Source organism: Kitasatospora sp. NPDC001225 (assembly GCF_053597855.1).
Genome location: NZ_JBSFJC010000020.1, coordinates 46,120 through 65,353, shown reverse-complemented (window position 1 = coordinate 65,353; position 19,234 = coordinate 46,120). Strand labels below are relative to the sequence as shown.

10 protein-coding genes are annotated in these 19,234 nt (G+C 76.9%); 2 read left to right on the top strand and 8 right to left on the bottom strand.

All coding sequences use genetic code 11. From position 1 onward, the window contains the following. Window positions 1-84 precede the first annotated feature (84 nt). From ACWDCZ_RS09705 to ACWDCZ_RS09670, 8 genes are all read right to left on the bottom strand, one after another. The gene (locus ACWDCZ_RS09705; protein ID WP_049660429.1) at window positions 85-543 is read right to left on the bottom strand and encodes a MarR family winged helix-turn-helix transcriptional regulator; all 459 of its coding nucleotides are present in this window, start codon (window positions 541-543) and stop codon (window positions 85-87) included. 325 nt (window positions 544-868) lie between these two features. Next, window positions 869-2,794 (bottom strand): hypothetical protein, encoded by a 1,926-nt coding sequence (locus tag ACWDCZ_RS09700; RefSeq protein WP_449815646.1) that lies wholly within the window; start codon window positions 2,792-2,794, stop codon window positions 869-871. Beyond that, window positions 2,791-6,408: a vWA domain-containing protein gene (locus ACWDCZ_RS09695; RefSeq protein WP_449815645.1), complete on the bottom strand. Its 3,618-nt coding sequence runs from the start codon at window positions 6,406-6,408 to the stop codon at window positions 2,791-2,793. Before ACWDCZ_RS09695 ends, ACWDCZ_RS09700 begins: the two co-directional genes overlap by 4 nt. Window positions 6,409-6,412: 4 nt before the next feature. Continuing rightward, on the bottom strand, window positions 6,413-7,576 hold the full coding sequence (locus tag ACWDCZ_RS09690; protein WP_049659767.1) for an ATP-binding protein: 1,164 nt from the start codon (window positions 7,574-7,576) through the stop codon (window positions 6,413-6,415). Beyond that, a complete protein-coding gene (locus ACWDCZ_RS09685; protein WP_449815644.1) occupies window positions 7,573-12,672 on the bottom strand; it encodes a hypothetical protein in 5,100 nt (1,699 codons plus the stop codon). Before ACWDCZ_RS09685 ends, ACWDCZ_RS09690 begins: the two co-directional genes overlap by 4 nt. Beyond that, window positions 12,669-13,526 carry a DUF4132 domain-containing protein gene (locus ACWDCZ_RS09680; protein ID WP_049658519.1) on the bottom strand — a complete coding sequence of 286 codons (858 nt, stop codon included), beginning with the start codon at window positions 13,524-13,526 and terminating at the stop codon, window positions 12,669-12,671. Before ACWDCZ_RS09680 ends, ACWDCZ_RS09685 begins: the two co-directional genes overlap by 4 nt. A gap of 259 nt (window positions 13,527-13,785) precedes the next feature. Next, a complete protein-coding gene (locus tag ACWDCZ_RS09675; protein WP_117490785.1) occupies window positions 13,786-14,568 on the bottom strand; it encodes an ABC transporter ATP-binding protein in 783 nt (260 codons plus the stop codon). Between the two features lie 27 nt (window positions 14,569-14,595). Next, window positions 14,596-15,624 (bottom strand): ABC transporter substrate-binding protein, encoded by a 1,029-nt coding sequence (locus ACWDCZ_RS09670; protein WP_049658516.1) that lies wholly within the window; start codon window positions 15,622-15,624, stop codon window positions 14,596-14,598. Between the two features lie 107 nt (window positions 15,625-15,731). Here ACWDCZ_RS09670 and fhuB point away from each other — a divergent pair, with 107 nt between their 5' ends. Next, complete coding sequence (fhuB, locus tag ACWDCZ_RS09665; protein WP_449815643.1) at window positions 15,732-17,945, top strand: Fe(3+)-hydroxamate ABC transporter permease FhuB; 2,214 nt, start codon at window positions 15,732-15,734, stop codon at window positions 17,943-17,945. Next, window positions 17,942-19,075 carry an enterochelin esterase gene (fes, locus tag ACWDCZ_RS09660; RefSeq protein ID WP_449815642.1) on the top strand — a complete coding sequence of 378 codons (1,134 nt, stop codon included), beginning with the start codon at window positions 17,942-17,944 and terminating at the stop codon, window positions 19,073-19,075. Before fhuB ends, fes begins: the two co-directional genes overlap by 4 nt. Window positions 19,076-19,234: the final 159 nt, after the last annotated feature.

Here is a 19,234-nt window from a genome sequence, read left to right as displayed (position 1 = left end):
GTGGTCAAGGTGCTGCCGGACGATCCGGGCCGGGCGGACCGCTTCCGTGGGCGGCCCGCCTCGGTCTCAGCCGTCGGTGCGGGCTCAGGCGTTGGCGTGGACCGGGTGGAGTTCGGCGAGCGACCCGACCAGCGGGGCCAGCTCCGGGACCTCGGTGGCCTCGGCCAGCGTCGCCTCCAGGGCGGCGTCGTGCACCGGGCGAGCCGCCGTCAGCAGGTCGCGGCCTTCGGGCGTCAGCTCGGTGTAGATGCCGCGCCGGTCGTCCGCGCAGAGGAACCGGCCGAGCAGGCCCCGGTCCTCCAGGCGGCTCACCAGCCGGGTGGTCGCACTGCTGCTCAGCGCCGCCGCGCGGGCCAGCTGCTGCATCCGCATGTGCCAGCCGTCCTGGCGGGAGAGCGCCTCCAGCACCGTGTACTCGACCACCGAGAGCTTGAACTCGGCCTGGAGCGCCTTCTCCAGCGCGGTGTCAATCATGCCGTGCAGCGCGGCGAGCGTCCGCCAGCCGCGGGCCCGGATCTCGGCCGCATCGTCGCGGATTCCCATGACGCCTACCCTTCCGTCGCGCTGCTCGTGCCGTGTGCCGGACACGGCCCCACGTGAGGTCTCTCGTCCGGGGTCTCGTACGAGGTTTCGTCCCGTGTCTTCCTGTGACAAGTATGCCATTTGGCGCGGAATATCGGACTGTGCAAATAGTTCGGCTTATACCCCCGCCGGTTCCCCGTCGAGGGCCTCCGCTCCGGGCCGTCAGCCGCCGCGACGGCGGGGCGGAGGCCGTCCTGCGGTGAGCGACCGGACCCCGCGCGAGGGTCCGGCCCGCCCGCCGCCCGGGGCGTCGAAGGACACCACGGGGCCGCACACGACCGGCTCCTCACCCCTCCCCGGACCAGGCCGACGCGCACAGCGCCGTGGCCAGTTCCTCGGTGTAGGAGGCCGCGGTCAGCCAGGCGGTGGCGAAATCCTCGTGGTCGTCGGTGACGATCCGGCCGAAGACGTCGCGCTTCTGGTTGGCGGCGGAGGCCCGCAGGCCGTCGAGGAGTTCGGCGGCGGTGGCCAGCCCGGCGGCGCGCAGCAGACCGCGGTCGGCCGCCGCCGAGGCCTCGCTCGGGGCGAGGGCGTGCCGACCGGTGGTGACCGTCTGCTCGACCCGGCGGCCGAGCACGTGGACGGGCGGGCCGTACGGCGTCGGGGTGGCAGATCCGTCCGCCGACCCGTCCGCCAACCCATCCGCCGACTCACCGACCGTGGCGGAGGCCGTCGCGGACGCGGCGAGGTCGGCGGTCTGGAGGCGTTCGAGGCCGAGGTTGACCCGGCCCGCCCGGTCCGCGGACAGGGCGAGCGGGTCGGGGGCGGCCGGGGGCGTACCGATCGCGAGCAGACGCAGCTCCGGACGGTCCGCGCGCTCCAGCCTACCGATCACCCGCAGTCGCAGGCCGGGGGCGGTGGCGAGCAGCGCGAGGTTCGCCCGGAACGGCAGGTCGGGGTGCTCGTGCGCCGGGCGCAGGACGATCACCGGACCGCCCTGCGCACCGCTCGCCGTGCAGCGCGCCAGCAGTTGCGGTGCACCGCCCGGGCCGGGGGCCGTACCCAGCAGGGTGACGTCCAGGAAGAGCAGGTCGCTCCCGGCCGGGCGGCTCTCGTACGGCAGTTCCTGCGCCGCGAGTGCCCGGGCCACCTGGGCGGAGGCCGGTTCCGACCAGAGCCGGGCGGCCGGCTCCGCCGTCCATGCCGCGCCCGTCGCCCGCACCGCCCGGACCGAGGCCCCGGCGCCCAGCCGACCACCACCGGACCTGGTCGCACCCTGGACGGCCAGCCCGGCGCGGCTGAACTCGCGGTGGCTGAGCGCGGCGTCGCCCAACCGGACCGTCCGGTTGCCCGCCCCGACCGCCTGTGGCGCGGCGGCCGCCGCGTCGTCGTGCGGCATCACCTCGGCGATCGTGCTGAGGCGCCCGTCGGCGTCCACCGCCCAGCTGACCGCACCGGCATGGGTGGCCGTCAGCACCGGCTCGGCGAACAGGCCGTAGAGCCGCAGACCGCCCTCCTCCCGGTAGGCCTGGCGCGCGGTGCCGCGCAGCTCGGCGACCGGGGCGGTGCCGGTGGCCAGGGCACTGGTGAGGCCGAGGAGTTCGCGCAGGCCCGCGACCAGGTCCACCAGGCGGTGGTCGGGCGCGCCGGAGCGCGCCGCCCGGACCCTGGTCGCGACGGTGACGGCCGCCGCGGCCGGGCGGTGCAGGCCCGCGAGGCGCGCCCGGTGGGCGGCGCGCAGCAGTTCGGCCTGGGAGACGGCGCCCGCCCCGCTCACCCCGGCGGCCAGGACGGCGGCCGCGGCCCGGTGGAGGTGGCGGACGGCGGCGAGTTCGACGGCGGTGAGCGGGTCGGCGGCGACCGGGTCGGCGGCCGGCCGGCCGTTCGGCTCCCCTGGCGCGCCGTCCGTGTCACTCCTGGGCTCGGGCTCCTGCTCGGGCTCCGGCCCCGGCTCGGCCTCGGCCCCGGCCCCGGCCAGCGGGCAGAGGGTGACCGCCGCGGCCCGGTGCACGCAGGCCGGGGCGAGCAGGCAGCCGCAGCGGACGCCGGCCTCCGCCGCGACCACCCCGCCCGGTGCGTGCAGCACGAGCACCGTCTCCTCGTCCACCTCCACCCGCCACTCGTCGCCCTCCCGGGCCACGGGCCGCTCCGCCAGCTTCGCCGCCGCGCCGTCCAGCCGCTTCTGCAGCCGGGCACTCAGCCCGGCCACCACCTCGGCGACCACCTCGGGCCGCACACCCGGCCAGTCGCTCGTCCGCGCCGTCACACTCATCGCACCTTCTCCCCCACCCAGCGGGCCAGTTCCAGCGGGCTCAACGCCGCCACGGGCATTCCGGCCGCGACCAGTTGGCCCGCGACCGCCTTCGAGTAGCGGGCCGTCCCGGTGTCGTCCAGCGCCGCGCAGCCGAGCAGGTGCACGCCAGAGTCCACCAGGGCCCGGGTCTGGGCCAGCAGCCCTCCGACCGGCCCGCCCTCCTCGAAGTCGCTGACCACCGCGACCAGCGTGCGGGACGGCACCGTCACCAGCTCCCGCGCGTAGCGCAGCCCGCTCGCGATGCTGGTGCCGCCGCCGACGCTCACCTCCAGCAGCAGGCCCAGCGGATCGTCCACCCGCTCCGTGAGGTCCAGGACCTCGGTGGAGAAGGCGACGAAGTGGGTGCTCAGGGAGGGCACCCCGGCCAGGATCGAGGCCGTCAGCGCGGCCCACACCGTGGAGGCCTCCATCGACCCGGAGACGTCCACGACCAGGATCAGCCGCCAGTCGTTGGCCTGCCGCGCCCTGGTCCGGAAGACCGGGCGCTCGGGCACGATCAGGGTGCCGCCGTCCGGCGCGCGGCGGGCGGTGGCCAGGTTGGCCCGGATGGTCCGGTCGAGGTCCAGCCCGCCACCCGGGCGGCGGGACGGGCGCGGCACGGCGATCCCGGTCAGGGCCGGGCGCAGCCGGGTGGCCAGCTCCCGGCTCAGTTCGTCCACCAGGCGCCGCACCAGCGGGCGCAGCCGGGCCACCCGGGCCTCGGGCAGACCGCCCGCGTGGTCCAGCACGGTGCGCAGCAGCTCGACGGACGGGCGGACGGCGGACGGGTCGATCGTCTCCAGGACGTCGGTGCGGCCCTGGGCGACGGCGGCGGCCAGCACCTCCTCGCGCACGCCGGGGCCGAACAGCGACTCCAGTTCCTCGGCCCACTCCCGCACACCGGGGTACGGGGCCTCGCGGCCGCCCTTGCCGCCCCGGCTGTCCAGGCCCGGGCCGGAGCCCTCGCCGTGGCCGCTGCCGTACAACTCGTCCAGGGCGGTGGCGAGTCGGGCACCGCGACCGGTCAGGCCGCCGCTTCCGGGGCGGCCGAGGAGCAGCCGCCAACGCTCGGCGGGGGCGAGGGTACGGGCGGGGTCGGGGACGGGAACGGGGTCGGAGGCAGGCGGCGGGGCCGCGGGCGACGGTGCAACAGCCGCGGGCTGCGCGGGCGTTGCGGGCAGGAGGCCGCGACGGACGAGCGCCGCACGCGCCGCGAGGTCCGCGCGCACCCAGCCGGCGAGCACAGCGGGGCCGGCCTCCTCGGGCAGGGCGGCGAGCCGGGCGCCCAGACGCTCCTCGACCAGGGCCAGCAGCCTGTCCCGGGCGGCCGGGCTGAGCGTGTCGAACCCGCCGCGCAGCGCGGGCAGCCGGTCCAGGAAGGCGTCGTCGGGCAGCGAGGTGGCCCGCTCCAGCAGCGGTTCCAGTGCCTGCGGCGCGGAGTCGAACAGCCCCTCCGCGGCCGTCAGCAGGCCGACCAGCGCCCGCCCGAGCGCCTGTCGCGCCTCCGGAGCGGTCGCGCCGTCCACCCACGAGGCGGCCCGGCCGCCCAGCACCTCGGCCGGCTCCTGGCCGAGCAGCACCCGCACCGCGCCGGCCGCACCCCGCACCAGCGGGCTCCCCTGCTCGGCGAGCCCGGCCAGCACGTACGCCAGCCGCACCCCGCCGAGCCGGTCCGCCCGCCGTACCAGCTCCACCAGCGCCCGCGCGTCCTGCGGATCGTCCGACCCGCCCAGGCCCTCCAACTGCCGCACGGCGGCGACGGTGAGCACCTCCCCGGCCGCGACGAGCACGGGCGGGCCGGCCACGGGGGCGCCGGCCACGGGCGTGCCGTCGTCTGCGGCGACGGGGCCTTCCTCCGCTCCCGCCGGGGTGTGGCCGGGGAAGTGGCCCGCGGTCAGGCGGTCGAGGAGGGCGAGGGCGTCGAGGAGGTCGGGGAGGGTGGCGGAGGCGGGGAGGAGGGTGGTGAGTTGGGTGAGACGGGCCTCGGTGAGGGCGGGGAGGGCGCAGGAGGCGGCGGCGGCGAGGCCGTCGATGATCTCGCGCGGGGTCGGCTGGTCGGTGAGGCGGGCACGCAGGGCGCCTTCGGCGGCCTGGGCGGGGGTGACGCCGCGGGTGCCGGCGACGGTGAGCATGGCGGCGCTTGCGGGCGTCCAGTGCAGGCGCCATCGGGTGCCGAGGGTCTCGGTGCCGCCGGCACCGGTGGTGGCGACGGGCTCGCCGTAGGGGATCTCGCAGGCGGTGAGGCGGTGCAGGAGGATCTCGCGGCGGCGGTCGAGGCCGCTGCGCAGCGGGTCGAGGCGCAGGTCGCGCGGGCCGGGGTCGCCGGGGCCGGGGAGGCCGAGGTCGGCGAGGAGGGTCTCGACGGCGGGGGCGAGTCCGCTGCGCGGGGCGGCGGGGGTCGGGCGGCCGGTGCGGGTGCCGACCAGGACCTGTTCGAGGGCGCGGGCGACGGCCCGGCCGCGGCCGAGGGGTTCGCCCTGGGCGAGGACGGTCTGCACCGCTTCGACGAGTTCGCCGCGGCCGGGGGCGGCGTGGCCGCGCAGCCGGGCGAGGTCGCCGGCCAGCCGGACGATCTCGCGGGCGTCGGCCGGGCCGCTGGGGTGGTCCTGGGCGCGCAGGGCCGCGCAGATCCGGACGGCGGTGGTGGTGAGCGCCTCGGCGAGGCGTTCCGGGTCGCCGCCGGCGTCGAGGACGGTGTGCTGCCACTCCGGGTCGCGGATGCCCGCCGGGTAGCCGGAGCGGGCGTCGAGCAGCGGGTAGGTGTACGGGATCAGGGACAGGACGTGCCCGGGGTCGTCCGGGTGCGGCGGCTCCTCGGTGGCGAGGGGACCGCCGAGCAGGGCGGGGGCGTGGAAGGCGCCGATCACGGCGGCGACCCGGCGCCCGCCGGCCGCGGCGGCCTGGATGCGGGACCGCATCCAGGCCTCGCGGCGCAGGTCGTACGGGTCGACGCCGGGGCCGGTCTCGGCGTCCCGGCGCAGTGCCCAGCCGACCAGCAGGGCGGCGCGCCGGACGGCCTCCGGGGTGGAACCGGGGGCGGCCGTCTCGACCAGGCGGTCCCACAGGTCCTCGTCGGAGTCCCGGCCGGTGAGGCGGTGGCGCAGCGCGTCGGCGACGCCGGGTGCGTCCGGGATCCGATCGGTGCGCCCGCGCTCCGCCGTGCGGGCGGCGCGGTGGGCGAGCGGGAGGTCGCAGGCGACGGCCTCCACCCCGTTGCGCCGGGCCCAGCGCAGGGCGGCGAGCTCCGGGGAGAAGTCGGCGAACGGGTAGAAGGCGGGCCCGGCCGCCTCCTCGGGCCCGGCCGGGGCCGCCGCGAGGGCGACCGGGGCCCGGGTGGCCTCGTCGGCGAGCGGGCCGAGCCAGGGCTGGAACTCGGCGGGCAGCTCGACCAGGACGACGTCCGGCCGGGCGGCGTCGAGCAGCGCGGGGACCACCGCGCTGAGGGACGGCGCGTGGTGGCGCACGCCGATCAGGTAGGGGCCGGGGCGACCGGTGCCGGCCGCGGCCAGCCGGTCGGCCTCGGCCCGGACCGCCTGGTCCGCGTGCTCCGCCTGGTCCGCGTCGTCCGGGCGGGTGGTCTCCGCGCTGCTCATCGGATCAGGCCTCCAGTGCCGGGCGGAGGTCCCACAGGGTGCGCCAGGTGGCGGCGCCCTGCTCGGCGCGACGGCGGACCGGGCCGTCCCAGTAGCCGAGCAGCCGGGCCGCGTCGGACGGCTCGTCCTTGCGGACCACGCCGAGGAGCTGGCCGGGCAGCCGGCCGAGCAGGTCCCCGCCGTCGGGCAGGTAGGCGGCGCTGACGCCGAGCGCGGTGGCGACGGAGACCGCCTCGGCGGTGCTCATCACGGTGGACGGGCGTTCGACGTCCCAGCCTTCCGTGGACCGGCCGCTGCGCAAGTCCCGGAAGGCCGTGACCAGGGCCTCCAGGACGGCGTCGTCCACCGCGTAGGCGGCGCCGGCCCGGGCCACGGCGGCGGTGGACTGGCGGCGGACCAGGTCGACCTCGGCGGCGAGGCTGCCGATCGGGCCGACCGTCTCGAAGTTGAACCGCCGCTTGAGCGCCGCGGACATCTCGCTGACGCCCTTGTCCCGCAGGTTGGCGGTGGCGATCAGGGTGAAGCCGGCCGCGGCGTGCAGTTGGCCGTCCGGGGTGCCGGCCAGTTCGGGGACGGCGATGCGCCGCTCCGAGAGCAGCGAGACCAGCGCGTCCTGCACCTCGGGCAGGCAGCGGGTGACCTCCTCGACCCGGGCGACCGCACCGGTGGTCATCGCGGTGAGCACCGGCGAGGGCACGAGGGCCTCCCGGCTGGGCCCCTTGGCGAGCAGCAGGGCGTAGTTCCAGCCGTACTTGAGCTGGTCCTCGGTGGTGCCGGCGGTGCCCTGGACGGTGAGCGCGCTGCTGCCGCAGACGGCGGCGGCGAGCAGCTCGGAGAGCATGGACTTGGCGGTGCCGGGCTCGCCGACGAGCAGCAGGCCGCGCTCCCCGGCGAGGGTGACGACGCAGCGTTCGACCAGGGCGCGCTCGCCGACGAACTTCGGCTCGATGACCAGGCCCTTGCGCCCGGCCTTGAGCTTCTCCCCGCCGCTGCCCATCACGAAGGTGACCACGGCGCGCGGGGTCAGGAGCCAGCCGGGCGGGCGCGGGCCGCTGTCGTGGGCGGCCAGGAACTCCAGTTCGGCGGCGTACTTCTCCTCGGGCGGGACGGTCTGCCGGTCGGCCGCGGCGGGGGCGGCGGCGCCCTTGGTGGTCTCGGTGGCGGTCATCGGCGGGCCTTCCTGCGCTTGCCGGTCTGGAGCTCTTCGTATCCGGGGGCGTCGCCGTCGACGGTCCGCTGCCAGGCCCGGGCGAACAGCTCGGGGACGGGCAGGGGGACCAGCGCGGGCCGGTGGGTGGGCAGTTCGTAGAGGGCGGCCTTCCATGTCTCGGCGGGCAGGGCGGGCGACTTGGCCTCCTGCCAGCCGCCGGGCAGGAAGAGGCCGCGGCCGGCCCGGGAGCGCTTGGCCTCCAGCACCAGGCCGCTGGCGGCGAGTTCGGCGCGGGCCTTCTTCAGCCGGGCGGGCTTCCAGCCCGTCCAGCGGGCGGCGTTGCGGTCGGTCGGGTCCGGCAGGGCGAGCAGTTGGAGGTAGAGCGTGGCCGCGTCCTCGCCCAGGCCGTGGGTGCGGGACACCTCGGCGACCAGCTCGGGGACGGACAGCAGCGGGTTCTGCAGCCAGGCCGGGCCCTCGCCGGGGGCCGGCACCGAGGCGGCGGAGGCGGCCAGTTGCTCCGGCTCGCCGCGCAGCACGGCTTCGATGGCGCCCCGCTCGGCGGAGAACCAGTAGCTGCTGGAAAGCCCGTCGAGCAGTTCGAGCAGTGGGTCGTCCGGGCCGGTGAGGGCGGCCGGGCGCAGCCAGATCCGCTCGTAGTCCTCGTGGTACGGCGTCAGGACGAGCGCCGGGCCGCAGTGGACCAGGCCGTCCCGGTCGGCCCCGCCCTCGGCGGGCAGGCCGAAGTGGGTGCGCAGGACGGCGGCCAGCGAGGCGCCCTTGACGGTGCGCACCAGGTCGAGGTCGAGCAGCAGCTCCGGATCGGCGAGGCGGTCGCGCAGCGCGGCGGCGGCGGTGGGCAGCAGCGGGCGCAGCGGGCTGTCGGCGGGCAGGTGGTAGGCGAGCCAGCGCAGCGCGGCGATGGTGGAGCCGAGCGCGCCGGTCTCGGGGACGGCGGACTCGTCCTCGGGCGTCAGCCGCTGGCCGACCCCGTCCACCTCGGTGAACCGGAAGCCGGTGCGGCCGGCCAGCCACGGGGTGTGGGCGGGGTTGAGCACCGCCTCGACGGTGTCGATGGACACGCCCTGGACGGTGGCCAGGGCCTCCTCGGGGAGGGTGACGAGCCGTCCGAAGCGCCGGATCCACTCCTCGGCGCCGGCGGCGATGTCGGGGCCCTCGGTCCACAAGGTCTTCGGGTCGGCGGGCAGCAGGGCGCCCCAGACGGCGGCGAGGCCGTTGTGGTCGTGCCCGCGCAGCCAGGCCCGGGCGGCCTTGAACTCGGCGGCCTTGAGGCCGAGTTCGGTGGGCGCGGAGATGTCCGTCCAGTACAGCAGGCCGGACGGCGGGCTGAGCAGCAGGGCGGAGCGGGCGGTGCCGATGCCGGTGAGCTCGTTGAAGGCCTCCGCCCTGGCCGCGTCCCGGGGGACGGATCCGTGCAGCGCGGCGACCCGCCAGAACTTGGCGACCCAGGCGGCGTCGACCAGTTCCTCGGTGCCGCGCTCCTCGAGGGTGGTGAAGTGCGCGACGGGGCCGAACTCCCCGCTCGGGTCGTGGTCGACGGCGAGCCAGTGCACCCAGCCGTCGGCGACCTGTCGCTGGTGGCCGATGATGACGACGGTGCGCCCGCCGTGCCGCAGCACCTCGCCCTCGCGGGGCGTGACCGGCCGGGGGCCGGTGGCGTTCGGGGCCGGCGGCACCTGCTCGGCGAGGACGATCTCGCGCAGGGTGGCGCCGCGGTCGGCCAGCGGGCCCCTGGTCAGCTCACCGAGCAGCAGGACCAGCGAGGAGCGGTGGGCGGGCTCGGTGAACGGCGAGGCCACCGCGTAGGCCAGCGCGTGGATCCGGCCGAGCAGTTGGAGCCAGCCGTAACTGACGCTGCCGTTGTGCAGGGTGACGGTGGCGGGGCTGGTCCAGCCCTCGCCCTCGGCGGCGGGCGGGGCGGCCAGCACGGCGGTGACGGCGCGCAGGTTGTTGAGCACCCGGCAGCGCTCCTCGGAGCCCCAGTTGTTGCCGAAGCCGCCGATCTCGGGCAGCACGGCGCGCACGGCGTCGCGCAGTTCGTGGTCGCGGCCGTGGTCGGGCCGCCACTCGGCGTTCTTCGCCCTGCCGGGGCGCTCGGCCTCCGGCTGCGGGACGAACCGGGCGACCCGGTCCAGCAGGTCGGCGGCGGTGCGGGCGAGCCCGGCGACGCCGGCCAGCAGCCGCGGGTGGGCGATGCCGGGCAGGATCGCGCCGACCTCCGGGACGGGCAGGGTGCGCGAGGTGCGCCGGGCGAGCGGGCGGCGCACGCCCTGGACGGTGAGCCAGCACCGCTCGCCGGCCGGGACGGGTTCGGTGTCGACCGGCCAGGCGGCGTCGACCAGCCGGGCGGCCTGCTCGGCGGTGACGGCGCGCAGTGCCTCCGAGCCCGCCTCGTCGCGCGGGCGCAGGGCGTGCCAGTGCGGGTACGGCGGGATGAGCGGGGTGCCCGCGGCGGAGAGCTCGCCGGAGCGGCCGGGGCGCAGGTCGACGGTGCGGTCGGCCTGGCCGGTGAGGTCGGGCAGGTTGAGCGAGAAGTGCTCGCCGGAGGTGTGGCTGACCACCGGGGCGGCCGCGCCGGGCAGGGCGAGCCTGGCCACCGGGACGGTGTCCGTCCGGTGACCGGCCAGCGGCAGCTCGATGCGGTGGCCGTCGGCCGTGAAGGCGGTGACGGCCTTGCCGGGCTCCGTCCTGACCCAGTTGCCGAGCACGGTGCCGTCGGTGCCGAGCGGGGTCCGCTCCAGGCCGGGCTGGAGCGGCAGCAGCCAGGTGCTGCGCTGGACCAGTCGGCCGGCGTGGGCGGTGGCGGCGATCACCGGCGGTTCGGCGGTGCGCCCCAGGGTGCCGGTGGCCGGGTCGAGTTCGCGCAGGACGGCCTCGCCCTCGGTGGTGCGGCGCATCGTCCAGTAGCCGGTGCCGTCGCCGAGGACGGGGTGCTCGTGGGGCATCCGGGTGTCGCCGGCGTGCAGCGGGCGCTCGCCGGTGGTGCGGCCGCCGCCGGGCAGTTGGAGGGAGGGCGCCTCGGGCTCGCGGTCGCGGTAGTAGTAGCCGGCGATGGTCTCGCCCTCCAGCTCGAACCGCTCGTCCGGGCGGCTGGACCAGTACGCGAGCTGCTTGCCCTCCTCGGACCAGACGACCAGCAGTTCGCCGTCGACGAAGCGCAGCCTGGTCCGGTTGCGCTCGTGCGACGGCCGCTCGGGCAGCCGCAGGGTGTGCTCCAGCACGATGCCCTGCGGGCCGACCACGACGGCCCGGTCGAGGCGGGCGAGGATCAGGTGCGGCCAGGCGTCCTCGATGAGCAGGTCGCTCAGGCCGGCGCCGGCCAGGCTGGGGACGGGGTGCTGCGGGGCGTCGTCGGCGGGCGGGTCGGCGAGCCTGCCGAGCGCCTCCTCCAGGGCGGGCCAGCCGAGTTCGTCCAGGATTCCGGCCCGGAGGGCGTCGGTGAGCAGCGCGGTGACGTCGAGGGCGGCGATCCGCTCGGCGACGGCCGGGGCGACCGTCCGGATGGCGGTGTGGTACTGGCCGATCGACCGGACCAGGTCGGCGGCGCCGGCCAGGCCGCGGGCGGCGGTCAGCTCCTCGGCGCGCTCCTCGGCCCACTCCGCGAACAGCTCGTTCAGCAGCGGCACGGCGGGCGCCTGGCGCCGGACGGCCGTCTCCCAGGCGGGCGGGGTGGCCCGGCGCAGCAGCGACCGGTAGCGCTCGTCGGCGCCGACGGCGGTGAGGGCGGAGCTGTCGGGGCCGCTCTGCGCCGCCCAGTCGCGCAGGTCGAAGCCGAGGCCGCCGGGCGGGTCGGCCACCGGCACGCCCGCGGCCAGCAGCAGGTCCAGCAGGTCGATCCGGGTGTGGCTGGCGCGGATGCCGGTGTGGAGGTCCACCGGGACGGCGTCGGCCTTCAGCCGCTCGACCATCCGGCCGGCCAGCGCGAGGGTGGCCGGGCAGCTGGGGCGGTTGCGCCAGCCGCGGCCGTGGTGGTGGCACCAGCGCTGGAGCCAGGCGGCGGCGGGCTCGGCGCCCTCGACGCGGGGGCCGGTGAGCAGTTCCTCGGCGCCGGTCTCGGCGAGGACCGCCAGCCAGGCGGTGTCGTGCGGGGCCGGGTCGGCGGAGGCCGGGTCGGGCAGCAGTTCCAGCAGTCGGGTGCGGACCGCCGTGTCGTCGCGGCCGAGCTCGACCAGCGCGCCGTGCCAGGACTTCCAGAACGCGGCGGGCGCCCGGTTGACCGCCGGGGAGTCCAGCAGCTCGGCGAGCAGCGCCCGTTCGTGCTCGGTGCGGTCCAGTCCGGCGGCCTTGATCAGGGCGCGGGCGTCCTCGGCGATCCCGGCGTACGGGGCCATGCCGGCCGCGGAGCGCTCGGTGCACAGCTGGCGGAAGCGCTGCCAGGCGGTCAGCGGGTCGAGCCGCTGGGCGAGCTCCTTGACGTACTGGCGCAGCGACTTGACGGTGAGCGCGCCGGCCAGGGCGAACTCCAGGAAGACGGCGCGCAGCCGCTCCTCGTCCACCGTCAGGCCGTGGGTGCGCTCGGCCTCGCGGGCCTTGCCGAACCAGGCGGCGGCGTAGGTCTGGTTGCCGTGGCCGAGGAAGATCCGGCCGACCTCCTCGCAGAAGGTGGGCAGGAAGTGCGGGACGGCGCGGCCGAGGCGGGTGGCGAGCTCGTCGAAGCCGTCCTTGGCGGCGCCGGGCTTGGAGGCGGCCTGGCGGGCGATCCGCTCCAGCTCCTTGACCAGGGCGAGCGCGTGGTGGCCGTTGGCCGGGTCGTGGACCAGTGCCCAGGCGGGGAAGCCGAGCGCCTCCTGGCGGACCTGGCCGACCTCGGCGGCCCCGGCCTCCGGCGCCAGGCCGAGGAAGTCGAGGGCGAGGTCCTCGGCCGGGCCGAGCGCGCCGGGGACGAGCCGGACGATCCGGCGGCCGTCGAGCGCGGGGTGGGTGTAGGTGCGGGCGGTGAGCACGTCGGCGGCGCTGTCGGGGCGGCCGGCGTCGGGCAGGGTGCCGGACGGGAGCACGGCCCCGGCGTCGAGCAGTTCCTCGGGCGTCGCGGCGCGGTCGGCGCCGTTGCCGCCCGGGTTGGTGGTGGTCGTGGTCAGGCCGGTGGCGGTCATGCGGCTTCCTCCCCCTGGATCGTGCGGCCGGCGTACAGGGCGGCGGCCATCCGCATGCCCTCGGACCAGGCGACCGGTCCGACCTCGGTGAGCGGCAGGGCCCGGCCGTCCGGGCCGGCCCAGCTGAGCGCGCCCGTCTCGCACGCGTCGTACTCGTAGTAGTCGCCGACCCAGACCCGGGCCTCGACGGTGCGCCCGCCCTCGGTGACCGACTGGACGGCGGAGCCGCCGCGGACCCGGCAGCCGAGCCGGTTGCAGCGCCCGACCAGCTCGCGCAGCTCCCGGTAGCGGCCGCCGGCGTAGGTGGTGACCTCGGTGCCGGCCGACCCGTCGGCGGGCCGGTGCCAGACCTCGCGGTAGAGCTGCTGGACGCGCTGGGAGACACCGAGCTCGACGGCGAACTCCCGCAGCTCGTCGAGGTCTTCGAGCAGGACGGGGTGCGGTATCAGCACCTCGCCGTCGGTGAGGCGCACGGTGTCGCCGTCCAGGTCGACCAGGCCGAGGCCGCGCTCGGCGTCGGCGCCGCGCAGGAAGCCGGCCACGGAGCCGTCCACGGCGGTGACCACGAGGTCCTTCAGGACGCCCTGCCAGGCCTCGTCCGGCCACACGGCGGTGAGCACCGCGGCGGGCACCGGCAGCGAGCGGACCATCCAGCGCTCGACGTCCTCCAGGCAGCCCCGCTCGTGCGCGGCCAGCCACTCGGCGAGCTGCTTGAGCTGGACGACCACGCGGTCGTCACCGAGCTTCGACGGCAGGGACTTGAGGTCTCGGCCCGCCGCGTTGCGGCACGCCACCCTGCCCTCCCCGTCGAGCGCCACGCGGTACCCTCCCGCGTCCGTCTCCACCCATGCCACGGCCGTACTCCTCCCACCGGGAAACACCTGTCGATCGCCTGCTGACCAGCGATGCGAGGAACGTAGCGAGGCCCACTGACAATGCGACGGGCGGGGTGAACTCCGGCCGTGACATGCAGACTTCAAACCATTCGAACGGGTGATCGAAGAGACGAAAAAGGCGGGGCGGCTGCCCCCACGCAGCCGCCCCGCCCGTCCCCCGGCCCCGGCGACCCCCTCCGTCCCGGGCGACCCGACGACCCCTCGGCCCCCCGCCCCGTCAGCCCAGCGGCGCCCGGGGCACGATGACCGGCGCGCCGTCCCCCGGCGCCGCGAGCACATGGCTGTCGATGTCGTACAGCGCCCGCACCAGCGGAGCGTCCACCACCTCGCGCGGCGGCCCGCAGGCCACCACCGCGCCGTCCCGCAGCGCGACCAGCAGGTCCGCGTACCGGGCGGCCGCCGCGAGGTCGTGCAGCACCATGACCACCGTCCGCCCGCCCGCCGCGACCCGGCGGACCAGCTCCAGCACCTCCACCGCGTGCCCGAGGTCGAGCGCGCTGGTCGGCTCGTCGAGCAGCACCACCGGGGTGTCCTGGGCGAGCACCATGGCCAGCCAGCAGCGCTGGCGCTGGCCGCCGGAGAGCCGGTCGAGCCGGCGGTCGGCCAGCTCCGCCACGCCGGTGGCGCGCAGGGCCTCGGCGGTCAGCCGCTCGTCCTCCGCCGACCACTGCCGGAAGAGCCCCTGGTGCGGATGGCGGCCGTAGCGGACGAGTCCGGCGACGGTCACCGCCTCCGGGGCCTGCGGGCTCTGCGGCAGCAGCGCGACCCGGTGGGCGGCCTGGCGCGGGCGCAGCCGCCACACGTCCTCGCCGCCGACCAGGACCCGCCCGCCGTCCGGCCGGTGCAGCCGCGCGACGGAGCGCAGCAGGGTGGACTTCCCACAGCCGTTCGGGCCGACCACCGCCACCACCCGGCCGGCCGGGACGGTGAGGTCGACGCCGCCGAGCACCGGGCGCCCCGGCCCGTAGCCGGCGCTGAGTCCCTGGATCGTCAACTCCATGGCAGCTCCCCCTCGACCGGCGCCCGCTCAGCTGCCGCCGAGCGCCTTGGCGAGGTCGCCGATGACGACGTCCGCGGCGAGCGGGCCGCCCCGGGTGGACCAGACCGAGCCGTCCACGGTGACGGCGTGGTTGTTCTTCACCGCGCCCAGCTCCTGGTACGCGGGCTTGGACTGGACGTCCTTGAGCGCGGTCTTGCCGTCGTCGGTCAGGGTGGAGAGGAACAGCCAGTCGCCGTCGATCTCGTTGAGCTTCTCCAGGCTGAGCGCCGGGCTGTGGGCGTTGCCGTCCTTGTCCTGCGCGGCCGGGCGGGTCAGGCCCATGTCCAGGGCGACGCCGCTGGCGAACTGCTTCTTCTCCATCCAGCTCGGGCCGGTGGGGTTCCAGCGGACGATGGAGACGGCGGCGCCCTTGTTCTTGCCGAGCTCGCCGCCCGCCTTGGCGGCCTTGGCCTCGTAGTCGCCGATCACCTTGTTGGCCTGGTCGAGCTTGTTGACGGCGTTGCCGATGCCCCGGAAGGCGAGCTTCCAGTCGTCGGTGGGCGCCATGGTGACCAGCGTGGCGGGGGTGATCTCGCGCAGCTGCTTGAGCACCTGCTCGTCCTGCATGTCGCCGGCCAGGATCAGGTCGGGCTTGGCGGCGATCACCTTGTCCATCACGGGCTGGAGCAGGTTCCCGACCACCGGGACGCCCTGCACCTTGTCCTTGAGGTACGCGGGCGGCTCGGCCAGCCCCTGGCCGTTGGTGATGCCGGCCGGCTTGACGCCGAGGGCGAGCACCGCGTCCAGGTCCTCCTGGGTGAGGGTGACGATCCGCTTGGGCTCGGCGGGGACCTCGACGGCCTTGCCGGTGGCGTCCTTGACGGTGCGCTTGCCGGTGTCGCCGCCCTTTCCGCCGCCCGCCGCGTCGGCCGCCGGGGAGGCGGCCGTGGACGAACCCGAGGAGGAGGAGCCGGAGGAGCCGCAGCCGGTGAGCAGGAGCGCGGCCGCCCCGGTGACGGCCAGCGCCTGGGCCGCACGGCGGCGGACGGGGCTGAGCGGGCGACGGGCGAACGGCATGGGTGCCTCCGGGCAACGGTGGTACGGGAGTTGAGCGGCGTCCGGGTCGTTCGACGGGGCGGAGGGGCCCCGCGGGACGGACTCGACCATTAGGTTAGCCTTACCTTATGACATTGTCGCAAGCCGGCGTCACCAAGGCGCCCCCCGCCACCGCGCCGGAGCCCCGACGGCCCGGGGGCCGCCCGGAGGGGCCCGGGGGCCGCCCGGAGGGGCCCGGGGGCCGCCCGGAGGGCACCCGCCCCACCTGGCCGGCCGTCACGGCGGCGGCGGTGCTCCTGCTCGCCCTGGCCGCGCTCTCGCTGTCGGTCGGCGCCGGCGAGGTCGGCCCCGGCCGGGTGCTGGACTACCTGCTGAACCACGACGGCGCCCGCGCCGACGGCCGACTGGCCCTGGTCGTCGGCGACCTGCGACTGCCGCGCACCCTCACCGCGCTGCTGGTCGGCGCGGCGCTCGGCGTCGCCGGGGCGCAGCTGCAGTCCGTCACCCGCAACCCGCTGGCCGAGACCGGCCTGCTCGGCGTCAACGCCGGCGCCTCGCTGGGCGTGGTGCTCGGCATCGCCGTACTCGGCGTCCAGAGCTCCTACGGCTACCTCGCCTTCGCCTTCGGCGGCGCCGTGCTCGCCAGCGCGCTGGTGCTGCTGATCGCGGGCAGCCGGGGCGGCGGCTCGCCGATGCGGCTGGTGCTGGGCGGCTCCGCGGTCGGCGCCACCTTCGGCGGGCTCACCGGCGTGCTGATCGTCAACTCGCCCGAGGCCTACGACCGTTACCGGGTCTGGGTGCTCGGCTCACTGGCCGGGGTGGAGGGCTGGAGCACACTCGCCCGGCTCACCCCCGTCCTCGGCGCCGGCTTCCTGCTCGCCGCGCTCACCACCCGGCCGCTCACCGCCCTGGCGCTCGGCGACGACCTGGCCCGCGGCCTCGGCCACCGCCCCGGCGCCACCCGGGCCGCGGTCGCCGTCGCGGTCACCCTGCTGACCGCCTCCGCGGTCGCCATGGCCGGGCCGGTGTCCTTCCTCGGCCTGCTGGCCGGCTTCCTCGCCCGGTCCCTCGCCGGTCCGCGGATCGGCCGACTGACCCTGCTCGCCGGACTGTTCGGCGCGGCCGTGCTGACCGGCGCCGACGTGCTGGCCCGGGTGGTGGCCAGGCCGTACGAGGCACCGGTGTCGGTGATCGTCGCCCTCGTCGGCGCCCCGGCCCTGATCGCCATCGTCCGCTCCCGGCGCTCCGCCGCGCTCGCCCTCAGCGACCCGGCCGAGGCCACCCCGCCGGCCGGACGGCGGGCCGAACCACCCGCCCCGAAGCCTGACCTGGCACTGCGGTACGGCGCCTGGTCGCTGCTGCTCCCCCGCCGGGCGCTGGCCGCCTCGTTCGGCCTGGCCGCCGCCCTGCTCGCCGCCGTGGTGGTCGCCGCCCACGCCGGGCAGAGCGAACTCGACCTCGGCCGCACCTTCCAGGCCGTGTTCGGCTACGGCGACCGCCTCGACGTGCTGCTGGTGCAGAAGTTCCGGCTCGGCCGGATCGTCGCCGCCCTCGCCGCCGGGGCCGCGCTCGGCCTGGCCGGCTGCCTGACCCAGACCCTCGCCCGCAACCGCCTGGCCACCCCCGAACTCCTCGGCGTCAACGACGGCGCGACCGCGGCCGTGCTGATCTCGGCCACCGCCTCCGGCACCTTCGGCGCCTGGTGGGCCGGACCGCTCGGCGCGCTGGCCGCCGTCCTGGTGGTCACCCTGGTCTCCGGCGGGCTCGGCGCGCGCGGCTATCGGGTGCTGGTCGTCGGCCTCGCGATGTCCGCGCTGGCCTCGGCGGTGATCCAGGTCGCGCTGGCCCGCCGCTCGCTCAACTCGGCCGGATCGCTGTACGTTTGGACCTCCGGCAGCCTCAACGGCCGGGACCTCGCGATCGCCACGCCCGTCCTGGTCGGGCTGGCCGTACTGGTGCCGCTCGCCCTGGTGGCGGCCCGGCGCCTGGCGGTGCTGCGCTTCGACGACAGCGTCGCCTCGGCGCTCGGCGTCGACCCGGGCCGGGTGCGGCTCGCCTGCCTGCTGCTGGCCGTCGCCCTGGCCGGGCTGGCGGTCGGCGTCTGCGGGCCGGTCGGCTTCGTGGCACTGGCCGCGCCGGTGGTCGCCGGGCGGCTGGCCGGACCCGCACGGGTGCCGGTGCTCGGCTCGGCCCTCACCGGCGCCCTGCTCGTCGTCCTCGCGGACACCCTGGGACGGGTGCTGCTCGGCGGGGTGGAGATCCCCGTCGGCATCGTCACCACCGTCCTCGGCGGCCCGTTCCTGCTCTGGGTGCTGCTCAGCCGCAAGGGCAGCCCCGCGTGACCACCCCTGGAGAACCCACCGTGGAAGCCCCGCCCGTCGTCGCCCTCGACCCCGACGACCCCGCCTACCGCCTGGTCACCTTCACCCACCGGGAGGCCGACTGCGACGGCGTGCTCGCCCTGCTGCACACCGTCACCGACAAGGACCGCCACGCCGGTGACCTGACACCGCACCTGATGGAACGTCAGGCCGACGGAAGCTGGTCGATCACCTACCGGCTGCGCGAGGACCACCGCGCCTCCTACCAGCTGTACCCCTTCCGGGGCGAGGCCCCCGGCACCACCCGCGCCGACTGGCTGCGCGTCCTGGACCGGGCCCGCCCCGACCCGTACGACACCGAACCCCGGCTGCCCGCCCGCGACGGCCGGCACCCCTCCTCCGTGCTCAGCCTGCCCGCCGCGCCCGCGCAGCCGTACGTGGTGCGGCGCGAGGGCGTGCCGCGCGGGCGGACGGTCGCGCACACGGCGGCCGGCCGGCGGGTGGACGTCCACCTCCCGGCCGGGCACCGCGCGGACGGCGGACCGTACCCGGTCGCGGTGCTGCTGGACGGCGAGATGTGGGGTGGGGTGCTGTCCGTCGGCGACACCCTCGACAACCTGGCGGCGGACGGTGCGATCCCGCCGACCGTCGCCCTGCTCGTGCACACCATGGGCCCGCAGCGGCCGGACGACCTGAGCTGCAACCCGGCCTTCGTCGACCTCCTCGCCGACCGCCTCCTCCCCTGGGCCGCAACGGAGTTCGGCGCGAGCACCGACCCCGCCGACACCGTGGTCGCGGGCCAGAGCGCGGGCGGCCTCACCGCCGCCTACGCGGCCTACCGCCGCCCGGAGCGCTTCGGCAACGCGCTCTCCCAGTCCGGCTCCTTCTGGTGGCCCGACGAGACGGAGTTCGACGTCGGCAGCGAGTGGCTGACCCGCCGCCTCGCCGCCGAACAGCGGCGCCCGGCCCGCTTCTGGATCGAGGTCGGGCTCCAGGAATGGATGCTGCTCGCCCAGAACCGCCACCTGCGCGACGTCCTCACCGCCCGCGGCTACGACCTCGCCTATCGCGAGTTCAACGGCGGCCACGACTACGCCTGTTGGCGCGGCGGCCTGGCCGACGGGCTCGCCCACCTGCTGGGCGGCCGGTGACCTGCGGACCAGCCGGTCCGCGGGCGGTCGGCGGCGGTCCGGGACCTCACCCCTGATCGCCGCCGGCGGTCGCGGTCGGGATCCGGGAACGGCGTCACCGTCTTCTTCCGGGGTCCACGATCGGGTAGAGCGGGAAGCCCATCCGCGGGTAGTCGCGGA